The organism is Pantoea sp. RIT-PI-b, assembly GCF_001187905.1.
Classification (GTDB): Bacteria; Pseudomonadota; Gammaproteobacteria; order Enterobacterales; family Enterobacteriaceae; genus Pantoea; species Pantoea nemavictus.
In genome coordinates this window covers 268,528-291,672 of record NZ_LGIS01000020.1, presented here as the reverse complement: position 1 = coordinate 291,672, position 23,145 = coordinate 268,528, and the positions used below count along the sequence as shown (strand labels likewise).

The following is a 23,145-nucleotide window of genomic DNA, read 5'->3' as shown; positions in this document are numbered from 1 at the left end:
GAAACTCCTTAACGATCTTTCGGGTCGAGGGCATCACGCAGGCCATCGCCGATAAAGTTAAAACAGAACAGCGTGACCACCAGGAAACCTGCCGGGAACATCAGCAACCACGGCGACACTTCCATTGAGTTGGCGCCATCGCTGAGCAGAGCGCCCCAGCTGCTGAGCGGTTCCTGCGTCCCAAGGCCAAGGAAGCTGAGGAAGGATTCGAACAGAATCATGCTCGGCACCAGCAACGAGGCATACACCACCACCACGCCCAGCACATTAGGCACGATGTGACGCAACACGATATTGAAGGTGCTCACCCCGCCCACCTGCGCCGCTTCGATAAACTCTTTACGCTTCAGGCCTAATGTCTGACCGCGCACAATACGCGCCATATCCAGCCACGACACCATGCCAATCGCGACAAAGATCAGCAGAATGTTGCGACCGAAAAAGGTTACCAGCAGGATGACGAAGAACATGAACGGGAAGGAGTTGAGGATCTCGAGGATACGCATCATGACTGAGTCAATTTTACCGCCCAGATAACCGGCTAATGAGCCATAGAGCGTGCCCACCAGTACCGCGATCAAGGCGGAAGCGATGCCGACCATCAGTGAGATACGACCACCAATCGCGACGCGCACCAGCAGATCGCGCCCCGATGAGTCTGTACCAAACCAATGGCCAGAAACGGTATCCGGCGCGGCAGACATCATCGCCCAGTCGGTATCGTCATATTTGAACTGCGACAACATCGGTGCAAACACCACGAACAGCGTGATCACCAGTAACACCAACAGACTGATGAACGCAGCACGGTTGTGAATAAAGCGGCGACGCGCATCCTGCCATAGGCTGCGCCCTTCGACTTCCAGTTTTTCACTGAAGGCATCCAGAGCTTCGCTGTTTTTCTTACTTAACATCATGGGCGAGCTCCACAATCAGTAACGGATTTTCGGATCGATCACGGCGTACAGCACATCAACGATCGCGTTAAACAGAATGGTCAGCACGCCAACCAGAATGGTCAGACTCATCACCAGCGAATAGTCACGGTTCAGTGCCCCGTTAACGAACAGCTGGCCAATGCCCGGCAAACCATAGATGGATTCAATGACCATAGAACCGGTGATGATGCCGACAAACGCAGGTCCCATATAGGAAAGAACCGGTAGCATGGCGGGCTTGAGCGCATGACGCAGTACGATACGACGCAACGGTAAACCCTTGGCGCGTGCCGTGCGGATAAAGTTTGAGTGCATGACTTCAATCATCGAGCCGCGGGTAATACGCGCAATACTAGCGATGTAGGCCAGCGAGAGCGCGACCATCGGTAGCAGCATGTAGTTCCATTGGCCGCCGTTCCAGCCACCGCCGGGCAGCCAGCGTAAAGTGATCGCGAAGACCAGCACCAGTAAAGGTGCAACGACAAAGCTGGGGATCACCACGCCGGTCATCGCGACCCCCATCACGGCATAATCCCACAAACTGTTTTGCTTTAAGGCAGCGATGACGCCCGCCGTCACGCCCAGCACCACGGCAAGGAAGAATGCCGCCAGACCGAGTTTGGCTGAAACCGGGAAGGCATGGCCTACCAGATAGTTCACTGAATAATCTTTATATTTAAACGATGGACCAAAATCGCCATGTGCCAGCTGGACCAGATAGCTGAGATACTGTTTCCCAATCGGGTCATTGAGATGGTATTTCGCTTCGATATTGGCCATCACTTCAGGCGAGAGCACACGTTCGCCGGTAAATGGACTGCCGGGTGCCAGTCGCATCATAAAGAATGAGATGGTGATGAGGATAAACAGCGTCGGGATGGCTTCCAGGAGCCGACGCAGGATGAATTTTAACATTGCCGTACCTACCAGGCTGTTGCTTCACAAAGTAAAAAGGCGGTGCCGCAGCACCGCCACTATCGATAGCCTGAGTGCTATTAATGTTTAATGATATACAGATTTTTATCGACGGTTTTATCCAGCGGATCGTTACCGGTATAACCACCCACGTAAGGTTTCACCAGACGTGCGTTGACGTAGTAGTAAACTGGCACAATGGTGCTGTCTTTATCCAGAATCTGCTCAGCTTTCTGGTAATCCGCTACGCGCGCTTTGTCGTCGGCAGCTTTAACTGCATCGTGAATAACTTTATCGAAGTCAGCGCTCTTATAGTGTGAGGTGTTACTGCTGCTATCAGACAACATGATATTCAGGAACGACGTAGGTTCGTTGTAATCCGCACACCATGCTGCACGAGACACATCAAAGTTGCCCTGATGACGCGTATCCAGGAAGGTTTTCCACTCCTGGTTCTCTAGCTTGATGTTCACACCGATATTTTTCTTCCAGATGGAAGACGCGGCGATCGCCAGTTTCTTATGCAGATCGGAGGTGTTGTAGAGCAGGTTAAAGGTCAGCGGTTTATCCGCGGTATAACCCGCTTCGGCTAGCAGCTTTTTCGCCTCTTCGTTACGCTTGTTCTGATCCCACTTGAACCAATCCGGCGGCAGCAGTTCCATACCATCGGTAGCCGGCGGCGTGAAGCTGTAAGCCGGTTGCTGGCCCTGTGCCAGAACCTTGTTCACCATGATGTCGCGATCCAGACCCAGTTTCAGTGCGGTACGTACGCGTGGATCGGTGAACGGCGCTTTTTGGTTGTTGATTTCGTAGTAATAGGTGCACAGGTACGGCTTCACCATCAACTCTTTACCGTTGTCACGCTGCAGTTTTTTAAACAGCTCGATTGGCATGTTGTTGTAGGTAATATCGCTGCCATTTTCAGAGAAGTAACGGTTAACGTCGCTGACTTCAGAGTTAATTGGCAGGAAGGTGACTTTGTTCAGTACGGTATGTTCGTTATCCCAATACTGGGTGTTACGCACCAGCACAACGCGTTCGTTGATGACGTGTGATTCAAGTTTGAAGGCGCCGTTGCCCACCCAGTTCTGCGGCTGGGTCCATTGGTCGCCAAATTTATCGATTGCTGGTTTGTAGACCGGCGACATAACGGAGTTGATCAGCAGCTTATAGAAGTACGGTACCGGCTCGCTCAGCGTCACTTCCAGCGTGTGATCGTCGATGGCTTTTACACCCAGCTCGGACGTCGGTTTTTTACCGGCGATGATGTCATCGACATTCACAATGTGACCATATTGCGGATAGCTGGCATAAGGCGATGCGGTTTTCGGATCGACCAGACGTTGCCAGCTGTAAACGAAATCTTGTGCCGTAACCGGCTCGCCGTTGGACCATTTGGCATTCTTACGCAGGTGGAAAGTCCAGACTTTGAAATCTTTGTTTTCCCAGCTTTCCGCCACGCCCGGTACCGGTTTACCATCGCTGTCGCTGGTGATCAGACCTTCATACAGATCACGCGCGATGTTATCTTCTGGCACACCTTCAATCTTATGCGGATCAAGCGACTGTACTTCATCGCCGTTACCGCGAACCAGTTCCTGTTTTGCTGCCAATTCAACGCCTGCTGGCACTGTTGCTGCCAGCGCGGCATTCCCTGCCAGCGCGCCGATTGCTGCCAAGACGCCTGCAGCAATCAGGCTTTTTTTCGTGATGTTGTTCATTATTACGCTCCAGTTTTATTATCTTCACCAGGTCGATTAAACGCCCGGCGTACCCCGTTTCCAGGTGAACTCCGCCTGTCTGTACGAAGACCCTAATCACCCTTCAGGGTTTACCACGGTAAAGTGCCGCCCGACTGTAGCGCCGGATCGCCACATTACTCAATGTTTCTTTATGTAATAGTATTTCAACGCCAGCATGTCCTGCGGATCCTTACCGGTGAATCCACCCACCCAAGGTTTCACCAGCCGCACGCTTACGCGGTAGTAGACCGGCACTATCGGCGAGTCTTTATCCAGTTGAGCTTCAGCCTGTTGATAAAGCGAGGCGCGTTTAGCTTCATCCGTAGTAGAGAGCGTTTGCTTCATGAGCTGGTCAAAAGCAGAGCTTTGGTAAAATGCGGTATTAATCGATGAGCCGCTCAGCAACATGTTGAGGAAAGTTGAGGGCTCGTTGTAATCCGCGCACCAGGTGGCACGAACCACGTCGTATTGCGCCTGATGTCGCGTTTCCAGCAACGTTTTCCACTCCTGGTTCTGCAACGTCACCACCGCGCCAAGGTTTTTCTGCCACATGGATGCCGCCGCAATCGCCTGCCTTTTATTCTGTTCTGAGGTGTTATACAGCAGCGTGAATCGCAGGGGATGTTGCGCATTGAAACCGGCTTCAGCCAACAACTGTTTGGCGGCGGCATTGCGTGCTGTCTGGGTTTGTTGCGCCCAGGCGGGAGGAGAAAGTGTAATGCCTTGGGTAAATGGCGGCGTCAAACCATAGGCTGGAATCTGCCCTTGTCCCATGATCTTTTTGGCAATAATGTCGCGGTCGAGCGTTAATTTTAATGCGGTGCGCACCCGCGCATCATTGAACGGTGCTTTTTTATTATTGATTTCGTAATAGAAGGTACACAGCAGCGGGCTGATTTTGACTTCATCTCCAAGATCCTGCTGTAATTTATTAAACATTTCAGGCGGCACCGCGCTATTAGTCATATCAGTGCCACCGCTGCGATAGCGGTTAATATCACTGTTTTCCGAAGAGATAGGTAAAAACACCCCTTGTTCAATCACTGTGTGGGCATTATCCCAATAGAATGGGTTGCGCTTAACCGTGATTTTTTCATTCACTACCCATTCATTCAGCGTAAAAGCACCATTGCCAATATAATGCTGCGGTTGCGTCCACTGCTCGCCCCATTGCTCAATCGCCGGACGATAGACCGGTTTCATCGCGCTGTGAGCCAGCATGGCAACAAAATAGGGAACGGGTTCGGATAACGTTACTTGCAGATGATGATCGTCTAAGGCTTTAACGCCAAGATCAGTGGGAGCCGCTTTGCCCGATAAAATGGCATCAATATTCGCGACATGCGCCGCCTGCAAATAGCTGGCATAAGGTGAGGCTGTTTTTGCATCAGCCAGACGCTGCCAGCTATAAACGAAATCTTGTGCTGTAACGGGCTGGCCGTTACTCCAACGCGCATCGTCACGCAGCGTAAAAGTCCAGATGCGCCCTTCATTACTTTGCCATTGCTTAGCCACACCCGGCACGAGTTGTCCGTTATTATCGGTTTCAACCAACCCTTCCAGAAGATTGCGCATCACATTGGACTCAGGTACACCTTCCGCTTTTTGCGGGTCCAGCGTTGCAACTTCGCTACCGTTATTGATCACTATTCGTTGTGAATCTGATAACTGCGTACCCGCTGGTACCTGTGCTGCCTGACTTTGTACCAAAACTCCCGTTAGGCACAACGCAATAAATGAACGTGCGGCCGTTTGCGCTACCATGCATTTCATCAACAAATATCAACCTTAATCATAAGCCCGATAGCCTTTAAGCAAAAAGCGTACACATTTGTCGCTATCATATAAAAAATTTGTGATGTGCCGAAAATTATCAGAACTGATGCCCGCACGCCAAAGCTAAACTGCAAAAATGTTAGCAGATTCTCTTTTATCACGTTCAGTAGGTAAGGAGAAGTGTTAATTTTCTAACTAAAAAATCATGCAACCTATTGATTGAAAATCATTAAATGATTTTAATGCTGCAAGTTTATTCATTATTATCTTTAGCTTATAGTTTTTACCCATTTAACTGCGAAATGAACAAAAACACGCATAAATTGCCTTTAATTAAGTAATTAGCTTTTCATGAATTCTAATTCAACGTGATTATTCAGAGCATTAAACTGTGACAATAATCACAATAAGATGTGAGTTTTGAGATGCACAGAGGGGTGTAAGTAGTAAAAGTGATGTTACAGGGAATGAGTTAAGAAACATGAATAAAATTACCAAAATGGTGCAATGAAATGTCAGGACGCACCATTTTGGTTCAATCGCCATTTAAAATCTGAAAATAACCTGATTAATTGAGTAATCCGGGGAAGATCGATTTCATGCCGGTGACAATAAATTCAATTCCCAACGCCATCAGTAATAATCCCATGATTCGGGTAATGACGTTAATCCCAGTTTGACCCAGTACGCGTACCATTAAGGGTGCTGCACGAAACAGCAGCCAGCAGCAGAAGGCGAAAATCGCAATCGCAATAGTGAAGCCAATTAAGTTCTGCCAACTGTGATAACGCGTGCTCCAAACGATCGTTGAGCTAATGGCACCTGGGCCTGCCATTAAGGGCAAGGCAAGTGGCACCACGCCAATGCTTTCGCGAATGGCGCTTTCTGACTTCTCCTGCTTATTCTGTTTATCTTCGCCCAGTTTTCCGCTAATCATCGACATCGCGATGGTAACAACCAAAATACCGCCTGCGATGCGGAAAGAATCAATCGAGATGCCAAATAGATGCAGGATGCCATCCCCGAGAAACAGTGACGTCCAGAGAATAATGGCCACGGCAAGGTTGGCCGTGAGATTGGTTTTATTGCGCTCTGCTACAGCCTGATAGCTGGTCATGCTGATAAAGACCGGGATGATGCCTACCGGATTTACCAGGGCAAACAAGCCGACAAAAAATTTAATGTAGCCGGAAAGGTCGAGTAGCACGGGGTTCAAAGGAAGCTCCGGTAAGGTGTGAGAAGAAAATCGCGCTTAATGTAGAGCAAAAGCCGGGCAGAAAACCAGTGCCAGGAGCAGAAATTTATGCTGCTTTTTTCGCTATATATCAGTTAATTCAACTACGGTTAATGTCAGGTTATGTGGATGACGCTTACGGATTCAGAATGTGTGGCACATCGCGCTAACTTTACTTGCGAAAGTTCGTGCTGAAAGGTGTCAGCTTGGGTCTGGATTGATCTATATCAAAATTCACCTACCCCATCAGGGGTAATCTTACCGCATCGAAAGCATTTCCTGATTTACAAACATCTTGACCAGGAAACCCTTTTAGTAAGCAAAGGCAAATTGTCGCCAACCTGACCAATAGTTAAGCATCGCGGGACTATACTTCTGGATTCAGGCTTGTTTACTAAAAGAGTTTAACTTCCTTCAGGAGAGCACTATGGCCGTTACTAATGTTGCCGAACTTAATGCACTGGTTGAGCGTGTAAAAAAGGCACAGCGTGAGTACGCTAATTTTAGTCAGGAACAAGTTGATGCAATTTTCCGCGCTGCAGCCCTCGCCGCTGCAGATGCACGAATCCCGCTGGCCAAACTGGCCGTCGCTGAATCTGGCATGGGTATTGTTGAAGATAAAGTCATAAAAAACCACTTTGCATCTGAATACATTTACAACGCCTATAAAGATGAGAAAACCTGCGGCATTCTCGCCACCGATGATACCTTCGGCACAATTACCATTGCTGAACCGATTGGCTTGATCTGCGGCATAGTGCCAACCACCAACCCGACCTCAACCGCCATTTTTAAAGCGTTGATCAGCCTTAAAACCCGCAACGGTATTATCTTCTCCCCGCATCCACGTGCAAAAGACGCGACCAATAAAGCCGCAGACATCGTGCTACAAGCGGCGATTGCAGCAGGCGCGCCAAAGGATATTATCGGCTGGATCGATGCGCCTTCGGTTGAGCTTTCGAATCAATTAATGCATCACCCGGATATTAACTTAATCCTTGCAACCGGTGGTCCGGGCATGGTTAAAGCGGCTTACAGCTCAGGTAAACCTGCAATTGGTGTGGGGGCGGGTAATACGCCTGTCGTTATTGATGAAACGGCCGACATCAAGCGTGCTGTCGCATCTATCCTGATGTCAAAAACCTTCGATAACGGCGTCATTTGTGCATCTGAACAGTCCGTCATTGTGGTTGATTCCGCTTACGACGCCGTGCGTGAACGTTTTGCAAGCCACGGCGGCTACCTATTGCAAGGTAAAGAGCTGAAAGCGATTCAGGACATTATCCTGAAAAATGGTGCCCTGAATGCTGCAATAGTTGGGCAGCCCGCGGCGAAAATTGCCGAATTGGCAGGCATTAGCGTTCCGGCTAATACCAAAATTCTGATTGGTGAAGTGAAGCTGGTTGATGAATCTGAGCCATTTGCCCATGAAAAACTGTCACCGACATTAGCGATGTATCGCGCGAAGGATTACTACGACGCTGTCGATAAAGCAGAAAAACTGGTGACCATGGGCGGTATCGGCCATACATCCTGTCTGTATACCGATCAGGATAACCAGATTGAACGCGTGCACTATTTCGGCGACAAAATGAAGACCGCACGTATTCTGATCAACACACCGGCCTCACAAGGCGGTATCGGAGACCTGTACAACTTTAAACTGGCTCCGTCACTGACGCTCGGCTGTGGTTCATGGGGTGGTAACTCCATTTCTGAAAACGTGGGACCAAAACATCTCATTAACAAGAAAACCGTGGCCAAGCGAGCTGAGAATATGTTGTGGCATAAACTTCCAAAGTCTATCTACTTCCGTCGCGGTTCACTGCCAATTGCCCTTGAAGAAGTCGCAACTGATGGTGCTAAACGCGCCTTTATCGTCACCGACCGCTTCCTGTTTAATAATGGCTATGCCGATCAAGTCACCCGTGTACTGAAGTCACACGGCATCGAAACAGAAGTTTTCTTTGAAGTAGAAGCAGATCCAACGCTCAGTATCGTTCGTAAAGGTGCTGAGCAAATGAACAGCTTTAAACCGGACGTAATTATTGCGCTTGGCGGTGGTTCACCGATGGATGCAGCAAAAATCATGTGGGTTATGTACGAACATCCAGAGACCCATTTCGAAGAGCTGGCGCTGCGCTTTATGGACATCCGTAAACGTATCTATAAGTTCCCGAAAATGGGTGTCAAAGCACGCATGATTGCTATTACCACCACGTCTGGTACCGGTTCTGAAGTAACGCCGTTTGCCGTGGTAACCGATGATGCTACTGGTCAAAAATATCCATTGGCGGACTATGCCCTCACCCCGGATATGGCGATTGTTGATGCCAACCTGGTCATGGACATGCCGCGCTCACTTTGCGCCTTCGGCGGTCTGGATGCAGTTACGCACTCGCTTGAAGCTTACGTGTCGGTATTAGCGAATGAATATTCTGACGGCCAGGCGCTGCAAGCGCTGAAACTGCTGAAAGAAAATCTGCCCGCCAGCTATCGCGATGGCGCTAAAAATCCTGTGGCACGTGAACGTGTACATAATGCGGCAACTATCGCGGGTATCGCATTCGCTAACGCCTTCTTAGGTGTATGTCACTCAATGGCGCATAAACTGGGTTCTGAGTTCCATATCCCACACGGACTGGCTAATGCCCTGCTGATTTCAAACGTAATTCGTTATAACGCGAATGACAATCCGACTAAGCAGACAGCATTCAGTCAGTACGATCGCCCACAAGCGCGCCGTCGTTATGCTGAAATTGCCGATCATCTGGGACTGTCAGCGGCTGGAGATCGTACCGCACAAAAAATAGAGAAACTGCTGGCCTGGATTGAAGAGATGAAAACTCAATTGGGCATTCCAACTTCTATCCGCGAAGCCGGTGTACAGGAAGCTGATTTCCTCGCGAAAGTCGATAAACTTGCTGAAGACGCATTTGATGATCAATGTACTGGCGCTAACCCACGTTATCCGCTGATTGCTGAACTTAAACAAATCATGCTGGATACTTTCTACGGACGTGAGTTTTCAGAATCTTATAGCGATAGAGTTGAAGAGACTAAACTAGAAGTTAAGATCGAGAAAAAAGCGAAGAAAGTTTAAATTGTTTTAACTAAAAAACCCGCTCCGGCGGGTTTTTTAGTTTCTTATCCAGCATGATGGCTATGCATGCGGCTGTTGTGCCCCATATATCGCGTTTAACGAACCTTCATCAATCGCTTGCTTATAATGCTTGCGACACACTGAAATATAGCGCTCATTACCACCAATAACGACCTGTTCGCCTTCACTGAAAGGTTTGCCGTTTGCATCGAGACGTAAAACCATGCTGGCTTTACGGCCACAATGACAAATGGTTTTTAACTCAACCAGTTTATCCGCCCACGCAAGTAAGTATTGGCTACCAACAAACAACTCGCCGCGAAAATCGGTACGTAATCCGTAACACAGTACCGGAATATCAAGGTTATCTACCACATCAGACAACGCTTTAACCTGCTCACGCGTGAGGAATTGACTTTCATCGACCAACACACAGTGCACTGCTTGTTTAGCATGCTCGGCGGCAATATCCTGATCCAGCTTCGTCTCTGCGTTATATAAAAACGCAGGAGACGAGAGGCCGATGCGTGAACTGACTTTGCCCGCGCCAAAGCGATCGTCAATTTCAGCGGTATAAACCAGCGAACGCATACCGCGTTCGTGATAATTATAGGAAGACTGAAGCAAAGCCGTTGATTTGCCCGCATTCATCGCAGAGTAATAAAAATAAAGTTGAGCCATAAGCAAAATCTCATCGCAGCCTAAATCTGTTGCGCCGCAGTCTAGCATAAAGTTGTATAGCTGTAGCGATGCATTCTTTTTATCATCTGCTCAAATTAACATCATTAGTAAGCGCTGTTTCGCTGCAACAATACTAAGAAAGCACGTTTTGGCAAAGTACGACTTATGCCGATATTTTATTCATTACTATTACTGGTGAAGTGTTAGGAATAGCTGATGGTAATGCATGCGGTACAAAGGCTCAGCTTAAAAAGATCACTGAACGCGTAAATATATTTTGTGTATCGTTCTAAAATCACGCTTCATTTTTTAATTTACGTTTTGCTTTTAAATCTGGCTATTGCAGTTATTTTTTCGCAACACTATTATGAGACGGCAGAACCACTCCCATTTAATATATTTTGGATTAGGACAATGAGCGAAGCACTTAGAATTCTTAATAATATCCGTACATTGCGCGCACAAGCTCGGGAATGCTCTCTGGAAACGCTGGAAGAGATGCTGGAAAAACTCGAAGTTGTAGTCAATGAGCGTCGCGAAGAAGATTCGCATCTACAAACGGAAAATGCCGAACGTAATCGCAAGCTTGAACAGTATCGTGAGATGTTAATTGCAGACGGTATCGATCCGAATGAATTGTTGCAGGCATTATCTGAGACCAAAACATCCAGTAAAGCCAAGCGTGCTGCTCGTCCTGCTAAATATTCATATGTCGACGAAAACGGTGAAAACCGCACCTGGACTGGTCAAGGTCGGACGCCTGCAGTAATTAAAAAAGCAATTGAAGAACAAGGAAAACAACTGGACGATTTCCTTCTGTAATCATTTCAGTGCTTCGAATTGTGAATAGCAAATAGTGTATTCACTTTCCACCAGGTAAGAAAAAGGAAGCCATAGGCTTCCTTTTTTTATGCTCAGTTATTGTTGATAGAAGTGGCGATACCATTCAACAAAATGCTTCACACCCTCTTCCACACCCGTTTGTGGGCGGAAGTTAATTGCTTCATACAGCGGCTGGGTATCAGCACTGGTACTCAGCACATCGCCAGGTTGCATTGGCAGCATATTTTTCTTTGCCTCAATTCCCAGCGCCTTTTCCAGCGACTCAATGTAAGTCATCAAACTTACAGGTTGGCTATTACCGATGTTGAAAACACGATAGGGAGCTGAACTGCTTGCTGGAGAACCCGCTTCAACTGTCCATTTATCATCTGATGTCGGAATGACATCCTGCAAACGCACGATCGCTTCTGCAATATCATCAATATAGGTGAAGTCGCGCGTCATTTGCCCGTTGTTATACACATCAATTTGCTCACCCGCTAACATCGCACGGGTAAATTTGAACAGAGCCATATCCGGACGGCCCCAGGGTCCATAAACGGTGAAGAAGCGTAATCCAGTCGTGGGTAATTGATAAAGATGAGAATAGGTGTGCGACATCAATTCGTTGGCTTTTTTAGTGGCCGCATAAAGTGAAACAGGATGGTCAACGGAGTCGTCCGTTGAAAAAGGCATTTTACGGTTGAGCCCGTATACTGAACTGGATGATGCATATAAAAGATGGCCGATCTTGTGATGGCGGCAACCTTCAAGAATATTGAGGTGACCGATTAAGTTAGCATCAGCATAGGCATGTGGATTTTCAATCGAATAACGTACGCCGGCCTGAGCGCCCAAATGGATTACGCGTTCAAACGCATGCTCAGCGAATAAAGAAGAAATGGCCTGGCGATCCGCCAGGTCCATTTTTACGAAAATAAAATCAGGATGTTGAGTGTTCTGATCCAATCGGGCCTGTTTCAGGCTGACATCATAGTAGTCATTCAGGTTATCGATACCGACAACCTGGTGACCAGCGGCCAGCAAGCGCTGACTAACGTGAAATCCAATAAAACCTGCCGCGCCGGTGACCAGAAACTTCATACATCCCTCATTATTCTACGGTTTTAATTGACGCTCCGCGGCCGATTGCATAGTACGTGAAGCCGCGTTTGCTAATACGCTCTGGATCATACAGGTTACGACCATCAAAAATCACGGGTTGTTTTAACGCATTTTTGATGACATCGAAATCTGGCGCACGGAAGTTTTGCCATTCAGTACAGATAACTAAGCCATCCGCACCCTGCAGCGCGGCTTCCTTAGTACCCATCAGCTTAAGATCATCACGATGACCGTAAACGCGCTGGGCTTCATCCATCGCTTCCGGGTCAAACGCCTGAACCGTTGCACCCGCTTCCCAAAGCGTTTCCATCAGCACACGGCTAGAAGCTTCACGCATGTCGTCAGTGTTGGGTTTGAATGCCAGTCCCCACAGAGCGAAGGTCTTGCCGCGCAGATCGTCACCGAAATGGCGCTTGATGAAGTTCGGCAGCTTGCTCTTCTGAGAATCGTTAACGTCTTCTACCGCCTGCAGCAGGCGCGGTGTGTAGCCGATAGACTCAGCAGTGCGAATCAGCGCCTGCACGTCTTTCGGGAAACAAGAACCGCCGTAACCACAACCTGGATAGATGAAGTGGTAACCGATACGCGAGTCGGAACCAATACCCTGACGAACTTTCTCGACGTCGGCTCCCAGACGTTCTGCCAGGTTGGAAATCTCATTCATGAAGCTGATTTTGGTTGCCAGCATACAGTTTGCCGCGTATTTCGTCAGCTCTGCACTACGGATATCCATTAAAATCATACGATCATGATTACGGTTGAACGGTTCGTACAGTTCACGTAACAGCTCAACCACTTCATCGTTATCCGTTCCGACGACGATACGCTCCGGACGCATGCAGTCATTAACTGCGGCGCCTTCCTTGAGGAATTCCGGATTTGAAACCACGTCAAAAGCGATATTCACATCGCGCTTTTGCAACGTTTCCGTCATTACCGCACGAACACGATCCGCTGTACCCACTGGCACAGTAGATTTGTCGATAACAACTTTATGATCGTTCATGTGCTGTGCAATGGTGCGCGCAACTGCAGTCACATATTTCAGATCGGCAGAACCGTCTTCATCGGGTGGAGTACCCACAGCGATGAACTGCATCACACCATGATTGACGCCTTCTTCCGCATTGGTGCTGAACTTAAGGCGACCCGACTCATAGTTAGACATTACGAGTGGCGTCAGGCCTGGTTCAAAAATCGGAATATGGCCTTTCTTTAAATTTTCGACTTTCTTTTCGTCGACATCAATACAGAGAACGTCATGTCCGACTTCGGCTAACACCGCAGCCTGAACCAGACCGACATAGCCGATACCAAATACAGTGACTTTCATTGAATTATCCTGTGTTTATTGAGTTACTTTTTGTTGCCTACAGCGCCTTCGAGCCACTGGGTAAAATCTTTACCCAATACTGGATGGCGAACGCCGTACTCAACAAAGGCTTGCATGTAACCCAGTTTGTTACCGCAGTCATGGCTTACGCCGTTCAGGTGATAAGCTTCAACGGTCTCTTTTTCCATCAGCATTGCAATGGAGTCAGTCAGCTGAACTTCGCCACCTGCGCCTGGAGGGGTTTTAGCCAGCAGCGGCCAGATATCAGCAGACAGCACGTAACGACCCACTACTGCCAGGTTAGATGGAGCTTCTGAAGCTTTAGGCTTCTCAACTACGCCCACCATTGGCGCGCTCTGGCCTGGTGCAAGATCAGCGCCCTGGCAGTCAACCACGCCATAAGCGGTAACATCAGCTACAGGTTCAACCATGATCTGGCTACGACCGCTCTCTTCATAGCGAGTCAGCATCTCTGCCAGGTTATCTTTGGTTGGGTCAGATTCGTATTCATCAATGATGACGTCTGGCAGGATAACGGCAAAAGGCTCATCGCCAATCAGTGGATGTGCACACATCACCGCATGGCCCAGACCTTTGGCAATACCCTGACGAACCTGCATGATGGTTACGTGTGGTGGGCAGATTGACTGGATTTCATCCAGCAGCTGACGTTTAACACGTTTTTCCAGCATGGATTCCAGTTCAAAACTGGTATCAAAGTGGTTTTCGATGGCGTTTTTAGAAGAGTGTGTAACCAGCACAATCTCGTTAATGCCTGCTGCAATGCACTCATTCACGACATACTGGATCAACGGCTTATCGACCAGCGGTAACATCTCTTTTGGAATAGCTTTAGTAGCAGGCAGCATACGCGTACCCAGACCTGCAACAGGGATTACCGCTTTTTTTACTTTAGTCTTATAGGCAGACATCTAAATACCTCTCTTAATAGGCCGTTCAAGTTAATACTTGATATGTCGGTTTAAAAACGAAATGAGTATATCAGTTACTATCAGGCGGATTTATCCTGGATGGAGCTAATCCGCGGAAATTAAGACTATTACCCAAGTGTAAAGCTTGCCCCTGGTCCTGTCTTTAACCCGCGGAAAATTTAAATCCGGTTGATTATTCTTCAGCTGATAGCATCAAACGTAGCCTGCCGCCGGCACCCCAAATATGACACTGCCATGCATCTGCGCGCTGGCTGATTTGGTTGAGATGGGTACTGCCCATTGTACCGAGTGGCACGCCGTTACTGAGTTGAATTTGGTGGGTATTAATATGCAGCGTGGCATTCAAACCGGCCGAAACCAGTATCAGATTTTTCAATTGTCGATGGTAATAACCCACCAGCAAAGGGAACTGACCGCTGAGATTGGCCTGCCGCAATAGCATATTGACCTGACGCAGCAGACCATTTAACTCTGGCAATCGCTGCTTTTGTCCAGAGAGTTGTTCCTGCAATAAACCGTTAAATAATGCACGCAGTAACAGCGCGGCTAACACACCGTTATCTCCAGCGCGCGTCACATCAAGACAGTAGAATGCAAGATCGTTATCAGATAATGCCGCAATATCCAGCACTAACCCCGGCTGTTCAGCCATGGTGAGCTGGCGATAATTAATACGGCAATTGGCGATAGTTTGCTGAACCGGCGGCTGTAATTGTTTGAGTAATTTCGACGCGGCCAATGGATCGCTTACCAGAGCATCCCAATCCTGAAAAAGCTGCTCATCTTCCTCCACCTTTGAAGTGAACATCGATGGATAAAGACACTCGAATACGGCCTCTCTGAAGCGTTCAAGGTTTTTAAGCGGTTTCAACAACACATCCTGAACGCCCAATCGCAATACATGCGCAATATCCGCCATATTTTGTGTGGCAGAGATAATCAAAATGGGCACATTGTTGCCGCGCGTACGAATGCGTTCAACAAACGGAATGCCCCCCATGCGCGGCATTTCCAGATCGCAAATAACCAAATCCACTGACTGTGCGGACAGTAAGGTCAAACCATCAAGGCCATCACCAGCTTCAAGCGTGCTTGCGCCCAAACCTGTCAGTAAATTGTCTATCAATGAACGGAAAACGACCTCATCTTCGACAATGAGAATCTTTTTGCCGATTAGCGGTTTTTCCATTCTCTCCCCCTGCGTACCAGATAATTCAATAGTGGTTCATAAAATGCAGTTGCGCCTTTCAGAATCGACTGAAGTAGCAACACTTGTGAATGAACAACCTGACTATCTGCCACGGACCAGCGGTAATAGTTCATCCATTTTCTTCTCAACGGCGGCCTTGCCTGCCGCGATGGCTTCTTCTGCACGATGGAAGTCCAGTGTGGAAATTTGTGGACAAAACGGCTGAATCAGCACATCCGGCGGGTCGCCCGCCATGCGGTTACGTTTCAGACGATTTTCCAGTACCTGAATGGATGTAGACATAATCTCCATCGCACCCGGCGTTTGATTAGCTCGGCGATGCGTCAAACCCACAATGCGTTGACGCAATTTTTTACCCCAACTCAGCGCTTCAACTGCCGCCGCTTCTTCACCGCTTTGCGGCGTTACTGATAGTAGATCCTGCTGCATCAGGTGCGCGTCGTGCTGTAAATCAACAGCAATAACAATATCGGCACCCAACGCACGGGTTAGTGAGATTGGCACAGGATTAACCACTGCTCCATCTACTAACCAATACCCATTGTAAGCGATAGGTGGTAATAAGCCTGGCATACTACAGGACGCGCGCACAGCTTGATGCAAATCGCCCTCGGTCAACCACACTTCTCGTCCGGTACTCAAATTGGTAGCCACTACGCCAAAAGGTTTACCGCAGTCATCAATAAGTTCATTTGGAATGAGCTGTCGAATATGGCTGAACACCCTATCGCCGCGCAGCAACCCGCCGCGCTGCCAGGAGAGATCCATCAAGCGGATAACGTCCCAGTAACGAAATGCGCTCACCCATTTTTCCATCACGCCCAGCCGACCATTTACGTAGGCCGAGCCAACTAGCGCACCCACTGAACAACCCGCCACCACATCGATTTCAATGCCCGCGCGCTCGAGCGCAGTAATTACGCCGATGTGTGACCATCCTTTAGCGGCACCTGAACCTAGTGCCAGCCCAATCCTGACTTTTCTCATCTCACCTCGTGATAAGCCTGGTACGTAGCATCACGCCTGACAGTCGGCTACCATAGCGCACGCTTTAATTTACTTTAATCACTTCCAGGAGATGACGTGTCTGAAAAGTGCCCTTGCTGCAGCGGAAAGGAGTATAGCGTATGTTGCCAACCCTATCTGAATGGCCAAGCGAACCCGTCCAGCGCGGAACAGCTGATGCGCTCACGTTACAGTGCCTATGTCGTTAAAAATGCTACATGGTTGGCTGCGACCTGGCACTCCAGTAAACGCGTGGCCGACCTCGAAACGTTATTATCTGAAAGTTTTTCCGGTACTGAATGGCTGGGTTTGAATGTAACTCGTTGTAATGATGGAAGCCATGAGAATGAAGCCTTTGTAACGTTTTTTGCGCGTTACCTCGAAAAAGGCCGTACTTCAGCGATCTATGAATGTTCGCGCTTTCTTCGCGAGGATCAACGCTGGTACTATGTTGACGGAACAACGCCTGAGTTAGGACGTAACGATCGCTGTCCTTGTGGCTCCGATAAAAAATACAAAAAATGTTGTGGCTAATCTGGACAGATACACAACGGCTTTACCATTCATCGCTTTGACAGGACTCTGATCGAGATGCAAGCGCAAACCATCCAACGAAAAGTTTTACGAACCATTTGCCCTGATGCGAAAGGTCTGATCGCCAAGATCACCAACATTTGCTACAAGCACGAACTTAACATTGTGCAGAACAATGAGTTTGTCGATCACCGTACCGGGCGCTTTTTCATGCGCACAGAGCTGGAAGGGATTTTCAACGACAACACCTTGTTGGCCGATCTCGATAGCGCGCTGCCAACCGGTTCAGTCCGTGAGTTGCAAAGTGCCGGACGCCGCCGTGTGGTGATTCTGGTAACCAAAGAGGCACACTGCCTGGGCGACCTGCTGATGAAAAGTGCGTTTGGCGGTCTCGATATGGAGATTGCAGCGGTCATCGGTAACCACGAAACCCTGCGCTCGCTGGTTGAACGTTTCGACATTCCGTTTGTGTTGGTTAGCCACGAAGGTCACACGCGTGAAGAGCACGATAACCGTATGGCGGACGAAATTGACCGCTATCAGCCGGATTACGTGGTATTGGCCAAATACATGCGTGTATTAACGCCAGCCTTCGTTCAGCGCTATCCAAACCAGATCATCAATATTCACCACTCTTTCTTGCCAGCGTTTATCGGTGCGCGTCCGTATCATCAGGCGTATGAGCGTGGTGTGAAAATCATTGGCGCAACTGCGCACTATGTAAATGATAATCTTGATGAAGGTCCGATCATCATGCAGGACGTGATTAACGTCGATCACAGCTATACCGCAGAAGAGATGATGCGTGCTGGACGTGACGTTGAGAAAAATGTGTTGAGCCGCGCACTGTATAAAGTTCTGGGCCAACGCGTATTCGTTTACGGCAATCGCACGATCATTCTTTAACCACTTTGGCGCTGAGCTGTTCAACTCTTCAGCGCCACGCGTAAAAAGTGGACAAACGATTTTTATTTTATGTGACGGCGCTTTACAGGCTGAGTGCATTTGGTATGATGCGCCCCGCTTTAAGACGCAATGATTCAGGCCAGTGGTGGGATTCCCGAGCGGCCAAAGGGAGCAGACTGTAAATCTGCCGTCACAGACTTCGAAGGTTCGAATCCTTCTCCCACCACCATCTGAATCGTCTCTCTGAAGCCACAACAAGCAACATCCCTGGTGGGATTCCCGAGCGGCCAAAGGGAGCAGACTGTAAATCTGCCGTCACAGACTTCGAAGGTTCGAATCCTTCTCCCACCACCACCGAATATTCTCCTTCTTCGATTAAATCCCCAAACTTATATTTTGCTTCGCGAGAAGAATGAGAAGCTTCGACTGAAGGTTCGAGTCGAACAACGCGCTTCAGCGCGGCCCGAAGGGTAAGACGCATCGCGTCGAATAATCCTTCTCCCACCACCATCGAATATTCTCCTATCTCAGCTTTAATCCTTGTTTTCTCTCTCTACACATCATGACATTTACCTAAAAACTCGTTACCATCCCGCCATACTTTTGCGGATAGAAATGGCAGCGAAATGAAATTTGTCTCTTTCAACATCAACGGCTTGCGTGCACGTCCTCATCAATTAGAAGCGCTGGTTGAGCAGCATCAACCCGATGTTATCGGCTTGCAGGAAACCAAAGTGCATGACGATATGTTCCCGCTCGAGGACGTCAGCAAACTGGGCTATCACGTATTTTATCACGGGCAAAAAGGTCATTATGGTGTCGCACTGCTGACGAAAGCGGAGCCGATATGCGTGAGCCGTGGTTTCCCCGGCGATGAAGAAGATGCGCAGCGTCGTTTGATCATGGCGGAAATCCCCAGCCCGATCGGCGATATCACCGTAATTAACGGCTATTTCCCACAAGGAGAAAGCCGCGACCACCCCACCAAATTCCCCGCCAAAGAGAAGTTTTATCGCGATCTGCAAAGCTATCTTGAGCAGCAATTAGCCGTCGATAAACCGGTGTTGATCATGGGTGATATGAACATCAGCAGCACCGATTTTGATATCGGCATTGGTGAAGAGAATCGTAAGCGTTGGCTGCGCACCGGTAAATGTTCGTTCCTGCCTGAAGAGCGTGAATGGATGGATCGCTTACTGCAGTGGGGATTGGTTGATACCTGGCGCGATAAATTCCCGGCAACCAACGACCGCTTCTCGTGGTTTGACTACCGCTCAAAAGGCTTTGATGATAATCGTGGGTTACGCATCGATCTGTTGCTAGCGAGCCAGCCACTGGCGTCGCGTTGTATTGAGAGCGGTATCGATTACGACATCCGTAGTATGGAAAAACCGTCTGATCACGCGCCCGTTTGGTCGACGTTTAAGCTGTGAGGAAACAGCGTGGCGGTAAATCGCCACGCTGTTTTTATTTGATGATCTTCCAGATGAGTGGATTTGTGCCCAAGACTTTTTCGTCCCGTCCACATTGCAACAGCACACCTTCCGCCTTCACCACTGCACCTTCAGAATAGCTACGATTCTCATAGGTACAGCACTGCATGCAGTCGCTTTGGCGACTGTTTTTGCCCTGCGTCCACACTTCGTCAGGCATATCCACCACCACATCCGTATTGCCCATACGATTACTCTCCGGCTGGCGGTTGGCCAGCGCAGAGGTACTGCATAACAACAGTCCGCTCAGCAGCAACATTGCATAACGCATCACTCTGTCTCCTTGGTTTTGCGACGAGCCGTTTTCGGTTTAGCTCTCTTTTTTAGCCCAGGCGCAGTCAATCCGCGAAAGGCCTGTAGCGACGGACGCTGGCGTGCTTCACCAATCAACCCGATTAAGGTGCTGACCAGCGGTTGCATAAACTCATCGTAGCGGCAGGCTTTTTCACTGATGCGCGTCAGCGTCGATTCCCACTGCGCCGTCATATCCGGCCGCGCAGCCATTTCAGGCAACGCATGAATCAGCGCCCTGCCCGCCTCTGTCGAGTGAATATAGCGACCTTTTTTCACCAGGAAAGTGCGACGAAACAGTAATTCAATAATACCTGCTCGCGTCGCCTCCGTACCTAAACCATCGGTTGCGCGCAGGACTTTCTTTAATTCTTTATCCTGCACGAAGCGAGCAATGCCGGTCATAGCTGATAATAAGGTGGCATCAGTGAACGGGCGTGGCGGTTGCGTTTGTTTGGCCAGCACTTCGCCGCGCTCACAGAGCAACTCATCACCTTTACTTACCACCGGCAAGGGCGTGCCATCATTCTCCTCATCGCGCTCTTTGCTGCCTAATAATGCGCGCCAGCCGGCTTCCGCCAGAAAACGTGCTTTGGCAATAAATTTGCCGCCGCCAATATCGAGGTCAATAACGCACTTGCGGAACACCGCATCGGGACAAAACTGCATGAGATATTGGCGCGCTATCAAGCCGTAAATATTGGCTTCATTTTCGGTCAGATTAACCTTACTGGCGCGCGCGGTGGGGATAATGGCGTGGTGCGCATCGACTTTTTTATCATCCCAACAGCGATTCTTCTGATCGGGGTTAAAGTCCGTTGGCGGTGTCAGATTGGGCTGATGGGCTTTAATCGCGTTCAATACTGCATGGCGCCCGGCAAAATGCTCATCGGGCAGATAACGGCTATCGGAACGTGGGTAAGTAATCAGTTTATGGGTTTCGTACAGGCGCTGGCAGCAATCCAGCACATTCTGCGCACTGAGGCCATACCGCTTACCCGCCTCAATCTGCAGGCCAGACAGAGAGAAAGGCAGCGGCGCGGTATCGGATTCACGTTTATCGTTGTATCCGGTGACTAGCGCAGGTTTGCCATTGATGCGCTCCAGCACATGATCTGCCAGCGGACGGTGCAGCAGCCGCCCCTCTTCATCCTGCCAGGGTTCACAGGCATCGCTCGGCACCCAGCTAGCAACAAAACGTTCTTCTTTTGGCGTAACGATGTGCGCTTTGACTTCGAAATAATCCTTCGGGATAAAGTTCTCAATCTCTTCATCACGCCGCACCACCAAACCCAGTACCGGCGTTTGTACACGGCCGACCGACAGCACGCCATCGTAACCGGCATTACGCCCCAGCAAGGTCCATGCGCGGGTCATATTGATGCCATACAGCCAGTCAGCACGCGACCGCGCTAGCGCAGACACACAGAGTGGAATGAATTCACGGTTCTCACGTAAGCGTCCTACGGCACGCTCCACTGCCGAAGGATTGAGATCGTTAATCAGGCAACGCTGTACTGTTTGGCGTTTTTCTGGCGCGAGTTGCAGATAATCCAGCACTTCATCCACCAGCAGTTGCCCTTCACGGTCGGGGTCACCCGCATGCACTACCATGCTGGCTTGCTGCAACAAACCTTCAATCACTTTCAGCTGCTTCGCCACCGAGGGACGCGGCTGCAAGCGCCACTTTTCCGGAATGATCGGCAAATCGGCCAGATTCCAGCGCGCATAGCGGCTGTCATAACTGTCGGGCTGCGCCTGCTCCAGCAGGTGCCCGACACACCAGGTCACAACCTGGTCATTCCCACAGGCAATATAGCCGTCGCCGCGTCGATGCGGCTTCGGCAACACGTCGGCAATCGCACGCGCTAAGCTGGGTTTTTCGGCAATAAACAAACGCATGAATGGCGTCGTTCCTTAACGTCAGGTAACTACGGTAATCAAAGGACGATCAGATTCGGCGGCAAATAGCTCACCAATCGACGCAATTTGCACGCCTGCTTCAGCAGCACAGCGCGTGAACGCCTCGATAGCGCTGGGTTGAACCGCCACCAGCAGGCCGCCGGACGTTTGCGGATCGCACAGCAGCGCACGGGTGGCATCATCGATTGGTGAAACATGCGCACCGTAACTGGCGAAATTACGGCTGGTGCCGCCCGGCACTGCTCCAGCGGCAATATAATCATCAACACCCGCTAAACGCGGTACATTTGCCGCGTTCACCTCGGCTCGCAATCCAGAACCGTGACAGATTTCGCTGAGGTGACCCAGTAAGCCAAAACCGGTCACATCAGTCATGGCGCTAACGCCAGCAAGTTTGGCAAATTCCGCCCCGGCGCTATTTAGCTGACACATCACATCTGCTGCCAGCGCCTGATGTTCAGGCCGCAGCAGGCCTTTTTTCTCAGCGGTAGTGAGGATGCCAATGCCCAGCGGTTTGGTGAGAAACAGCTGACATCCGGCCTGCGCCGCGCTGTTCTTTTTCACGCGCGCCACATCAACAATGCCGGTCACGGCCAGGCCGAAAATTGGCTCAGGCGCATCAATCGAATGGCCGCCAGCCAGCGCAATACCCGCAGCCTGACAGGCTGCCCGCCCACCGTCGACCACTTGCTGCGCCACTTCCGGACTTAGCACATTCACCGGCCAGCCTAAAATGGCAATCGCCATGATCGGTTTTCCGCCCATTGCGTAGATATCACTAATGGCGTTAGTGGCGGCGATACGGCCAAAGGTAAAAGGATCGTCGACGATCGGCATAAAGAAATCGGTGGTGCTAACCACTGCCGTACCGTTACCCAGATCGTATACCGCAGCATCATCGCGCGTTTCATTCCCCACCAGCAGTTGCGGATCGTGGAACGGGGTCAACTCACTGCGGAGAATGGTTTCCAATATCTGCGGCGAAATTTTGCAGCCGCATCCAGCACCATGGCTGTATTGCGTTAAACGAAGAGGTTCACTCATGGCGACGTCCTTATGCGCTGATCAGAAGGCGCTATGTTAGCCTGGCTGTTGGCGGGTGGTAAGTGCTGCACGACCTAACCTCGATCTTTCGCACAGGCTCTGTGCAATCTCTGCAAC

At 49.6% G+C, this 23,145-nt stretch carries 19 protein-coding genes, 2 tRNA genes and 1 other RNA gene; 8 read left to right on the top strand and 14 right to left on the bottom strand.

Annotation, left to right across the window (positions count from 1 at the left end; all coding sequences use genetic code 11):
* Nucleotides 1–8 precede the first annotated feature (8 nt).
* From oppC to AC790_RS14010, 5 genes are all read right to left on the bottom strand, one after another.
* Nucleotides 9–917, bottom strand: a complete 909-nt coding sequence (gene oppC, locus AC790_RS14030) for an oligopeptide ABC transporter permease OppC (RefSeq protein WP_007892380.1) — start codon at nucleotides 915–917, stop codon at nucleotides 9–11.
* A gap of 15 nt (nucleotides 918–932) precedes the next feature.
* A complete protein-coding gene (gene oppB / locus AC790_RS14025) occupies nucleotides 933–1,853 on the bottom strand; it encodes an oligopeptide ABC transporter permease OppB (RefSeq protein ID WP_007892378.1) in 921 nt (306 codons plus the stop codon).
* 80 nt (nucleotides 1,854–1,933) lie between these two features.
* Nucleotides 1,934–3,574 carry an oligopeptide ABC transporter substrate-binding protein OppA gene (oppA, locus tag AC790_RS14020; RefSeq protein WP_007892375.1) on the bottom strand — a complete coding sequence of 547 codons (1,641 nt, stop codon included), beginning with the start codon at nucleotides 3,572–3,574 and terminating at the stop codon, nucleotides 1,934–1,936.
* A gap of 159 nt (nucleotides 3,575–3,733) precedes the next feature.
* Nucleotides 3,734–5,368, bottom strand: a complete 1,635-nt coding sequence (locus tag AC790_RS14015; protein ID WP_049852186.1) for an ABC transporter substrate-binding protein — start codon at nucleotides 5,366–5,368, stop codon at nucleotides 3,734–3,736.
* Between the two features lie 571 nt (nucleotides 5,369–5,939).
* The gene (locus AC790_RS14010) at nucleotides 5,940–6,587 is read right to left on the bottom strand and encodes a YchE family NAAT transporter (protein WP_007892371.1); all 648 of its coding nucleotides are present in this window, start codon (nucleotides 6,585–6,587) and stop codon (nucleotides 5,940–5,942) included.
* Nucleotides 6,588–7,032: 445 nt separating this feature from the next.
* Here AC790_RS14010 and adhE point away from each other — a divergent pair, with 445 nt between their 5' ends.
* Nucleotides 7,033–9,708 carry a bifunctional acetaldehyde-CoA/alcohol dehydrogenase gene (gene adhE / locus AC790_RS14005; protein WP_007892370.1) on the top strand — a complete coding sequence of 892 codons (2,676 nt, stop codon included), beginning with the start codon at nucleotides 7,033–7,035 and terminating at the stop codon, nucleotides 9,706–9,708.
* 60 nt (nucleotides 9,709–9,768) lie between these two features.
* Here the strand turns inward: adhE and tdk are convergent, their stop codons facing one another.
* On the bottom strand, nucleotides 9,769–10,389 hold the full coding sequence (gene tdk / locus AC790_RS14000) for a thymidine kinase (RefSeq protein ID WP_049852185.1): 621 nt from the start codon (nucleotides 10,387–10,389) through the stop codon (nucleotides 9,769–9,771).
* 414 nt (nucleotides 10,390–10,803) lie between these two features.
* Here tdk and hns point away from each other — a divergent pair, with 414 nt between their 5' ends.
* Entirely contained in the window at nucleotides 10,804–11,211 is a 408-nt protein-coding gene (gene hns / locus AC790_RS13995; RefSeq protein WP_007892366.1) for a histone-like nucleoid-structuring protein H-NS, read from the top strand.
* Nucleotides 11,212–11,307: 96 nt separating this feature from the next.
* Here hns and AC790_RS13990 read toward each other — a convergent pair whose 3' ends face one another.
* The 5 genes from AC790_RS13990 to rssA form a co-directional block, all read right to left on the bottom strand.
* On the bottom strand, nucleotides 11,308–12,315 hold the full coding sequence (locus AC790_RS13990; protein WP_049852184.1) for an NAD-dependent epimerase: 1,008 nt from the start codon (nucleotides 12,313–12,315) through the stop codon (nucleotides 11,308–11,310).
* Between the two features lie 10 nt (nucleotides 12,316–12,325).
* On the bottom strand, nucleotides 12,326–13,669 hold the full coding sequence (locus AC790_RS13985; protein ID WP_007892363.1) for a UDP-glucose/GDP-mannose dehydrogenase family protein: 1,344 nt from the start codon (nucleotides 13,667–13,669) through the stop codon (nucleotides 12,326–12,328).
* A 23-nt stretch (nucleotides 13,670–13,692) separates the two neighbouring features.
* A complete protein-coding gene (gene galU / locus AC790_RS13980) occupies nucleotides 13,693–14,601 on the bottom strand; it encodes a UTP--glucose-1-phosphate uridylyltransferase GalU (protein ID WP_007892362.1) in 909 nt (302 codons plus the stop codon).
* A gap of 193 nt (nucleotides 14,602–14,794) precedes the next feature.
* Nucleotides 14,795–15,811 (bottom strand): two-component system response regulator RssB, encoded by a 1,017-nt coding sequence (rssB, locus tag AC790_RS13975; protein WP_049852183.1) that lies wholly within the window; start codon nucleotides 15,809–15,811, stop codon nucleotides 14,795–14,797.
* 102 nt (nucleotides 15,812–15,913) lie between these two features.
* Nucleotides 15,914–16,819 (bottom strand): patatin-like phospholipase RssA, encoded by a 906-nt coding sequence (gene rssA / locus AC790_RS13970; RefSeq protein ID WP_007892360.1) that lies wholly within the window; start codon nucleotides 16,817–16,819, stop codon nucleotides 15,914–15,916.
* A gap of 96 nt (nucleotides 16,820–16,915) precedes the next feature.
* Between rssA and AC790_RS13965 the strand changes: the two genes are divergently transcribed.
* From AC790_RS13965 to xthA, 6 genes are all read left to right on the top strand, one after another.
* Entirely contained in the window at nucleotides 16,916–17,371 is a 456-nt protein-coding gene (locus AC790_RS13965; RefSeq protein ID WP_049852182.1) for a YchJ family protein, read from the top strand.
* 57 nt (nucleotides 17,372–17,428) lie between these two features.
* Nucleotides 17,429–18,277, top strand: coding sequence for a formyltetrahydrofolate deformylase (gene purU / locus AC790_RS13960; protein ID WP_007892358.1), 849 nt, complete (start codon nucleotides 17,429–17,431; stop codon nucleotides 18,275–18,277).
* Nucleotides 18,278–18,421: 144 nt separating this feature from the next.
* Nucleotides 18,422–18,506 (top strand) — tRNA-Tyr (locus tag AC790_RS13955).
* 40 nt (nucleotides 18,507–18,546) lie between these two features.
* Nucleotides 18,547–18,631 (top strand) — tRNA-Tyr (locus AC790_RS13950).
* A gap of 37 nt (nucleotides 18,632–18,668) precedes the next feature.
* Nucleotides 18,669–18,787: non-coding RNA, RtT sRNA (locus AC790_RS24270), on the top strand.
* Nucleotides 18,788–18,903: 116 nt separating this feature from the next.
* Nucleotides 18,904–19,710: an exodeoxyribonuclease III gene (gene xthA, locus AC790_RS13945; RefSeq protein ID WP_049852181.1), complete on the top strand. Its 807-nt coding sequence runs from the start codon at nucleotides 18,904–18,906 to the stop codon at nucleotides 19,708–19,710.
* 34 nt (nucleotides 19,711–19,744) lie between these two features.
* On the opposite strand, the gene AC790_RS13940 is transcribed toward xthA, so the two are convergent.
* The 3 genes from AC790_RS13940 to selD are packed head-to-tail and all read right to left on the bottom strand — an operon-like array spanning nucleotide 19,745 to nucleotide 23,028.
* Nucleotides 19,745–20,041, bottom strand: a complete 297-nt coding sequence (locus AC790_RS13940) for a YnjH family protein (protein WP_007889714.1) — start codon at nucleotides 20,039–20,041, stop codon at nucleotides 19,745–19,747.
* A complete protein-coding gene (locus AC790_RS13935; protein ID WP_049852180.1) occupies nucleotides 20,041–21,963 on the bottom strand; it encodes a DNA topoisomerase III in 1,923 nt (640 codons plus the stop codon). The genes AC790_RS13940 and AC790_RS13935 overlap by 1 nt, the downstream gene beginning before the upstream one ends.
* Nucleotides 21,964–21,984: 21 nt before the next feature.
* On the bottom strand, nucleotides 21,985–23,028 hold the full coding sequence (gene selD, locus AC790_RS13930) for a selenide, water dikinase SelD (protein WP_049852179.1): 1,044 nt from the start codon (nucleotides 23,026–23,028) through the stop codon (nucleotides 21,985–21,987).
* Between the last annotated feature and the right edge of the window lie 117 nt (nucleotides 23,029–23,145).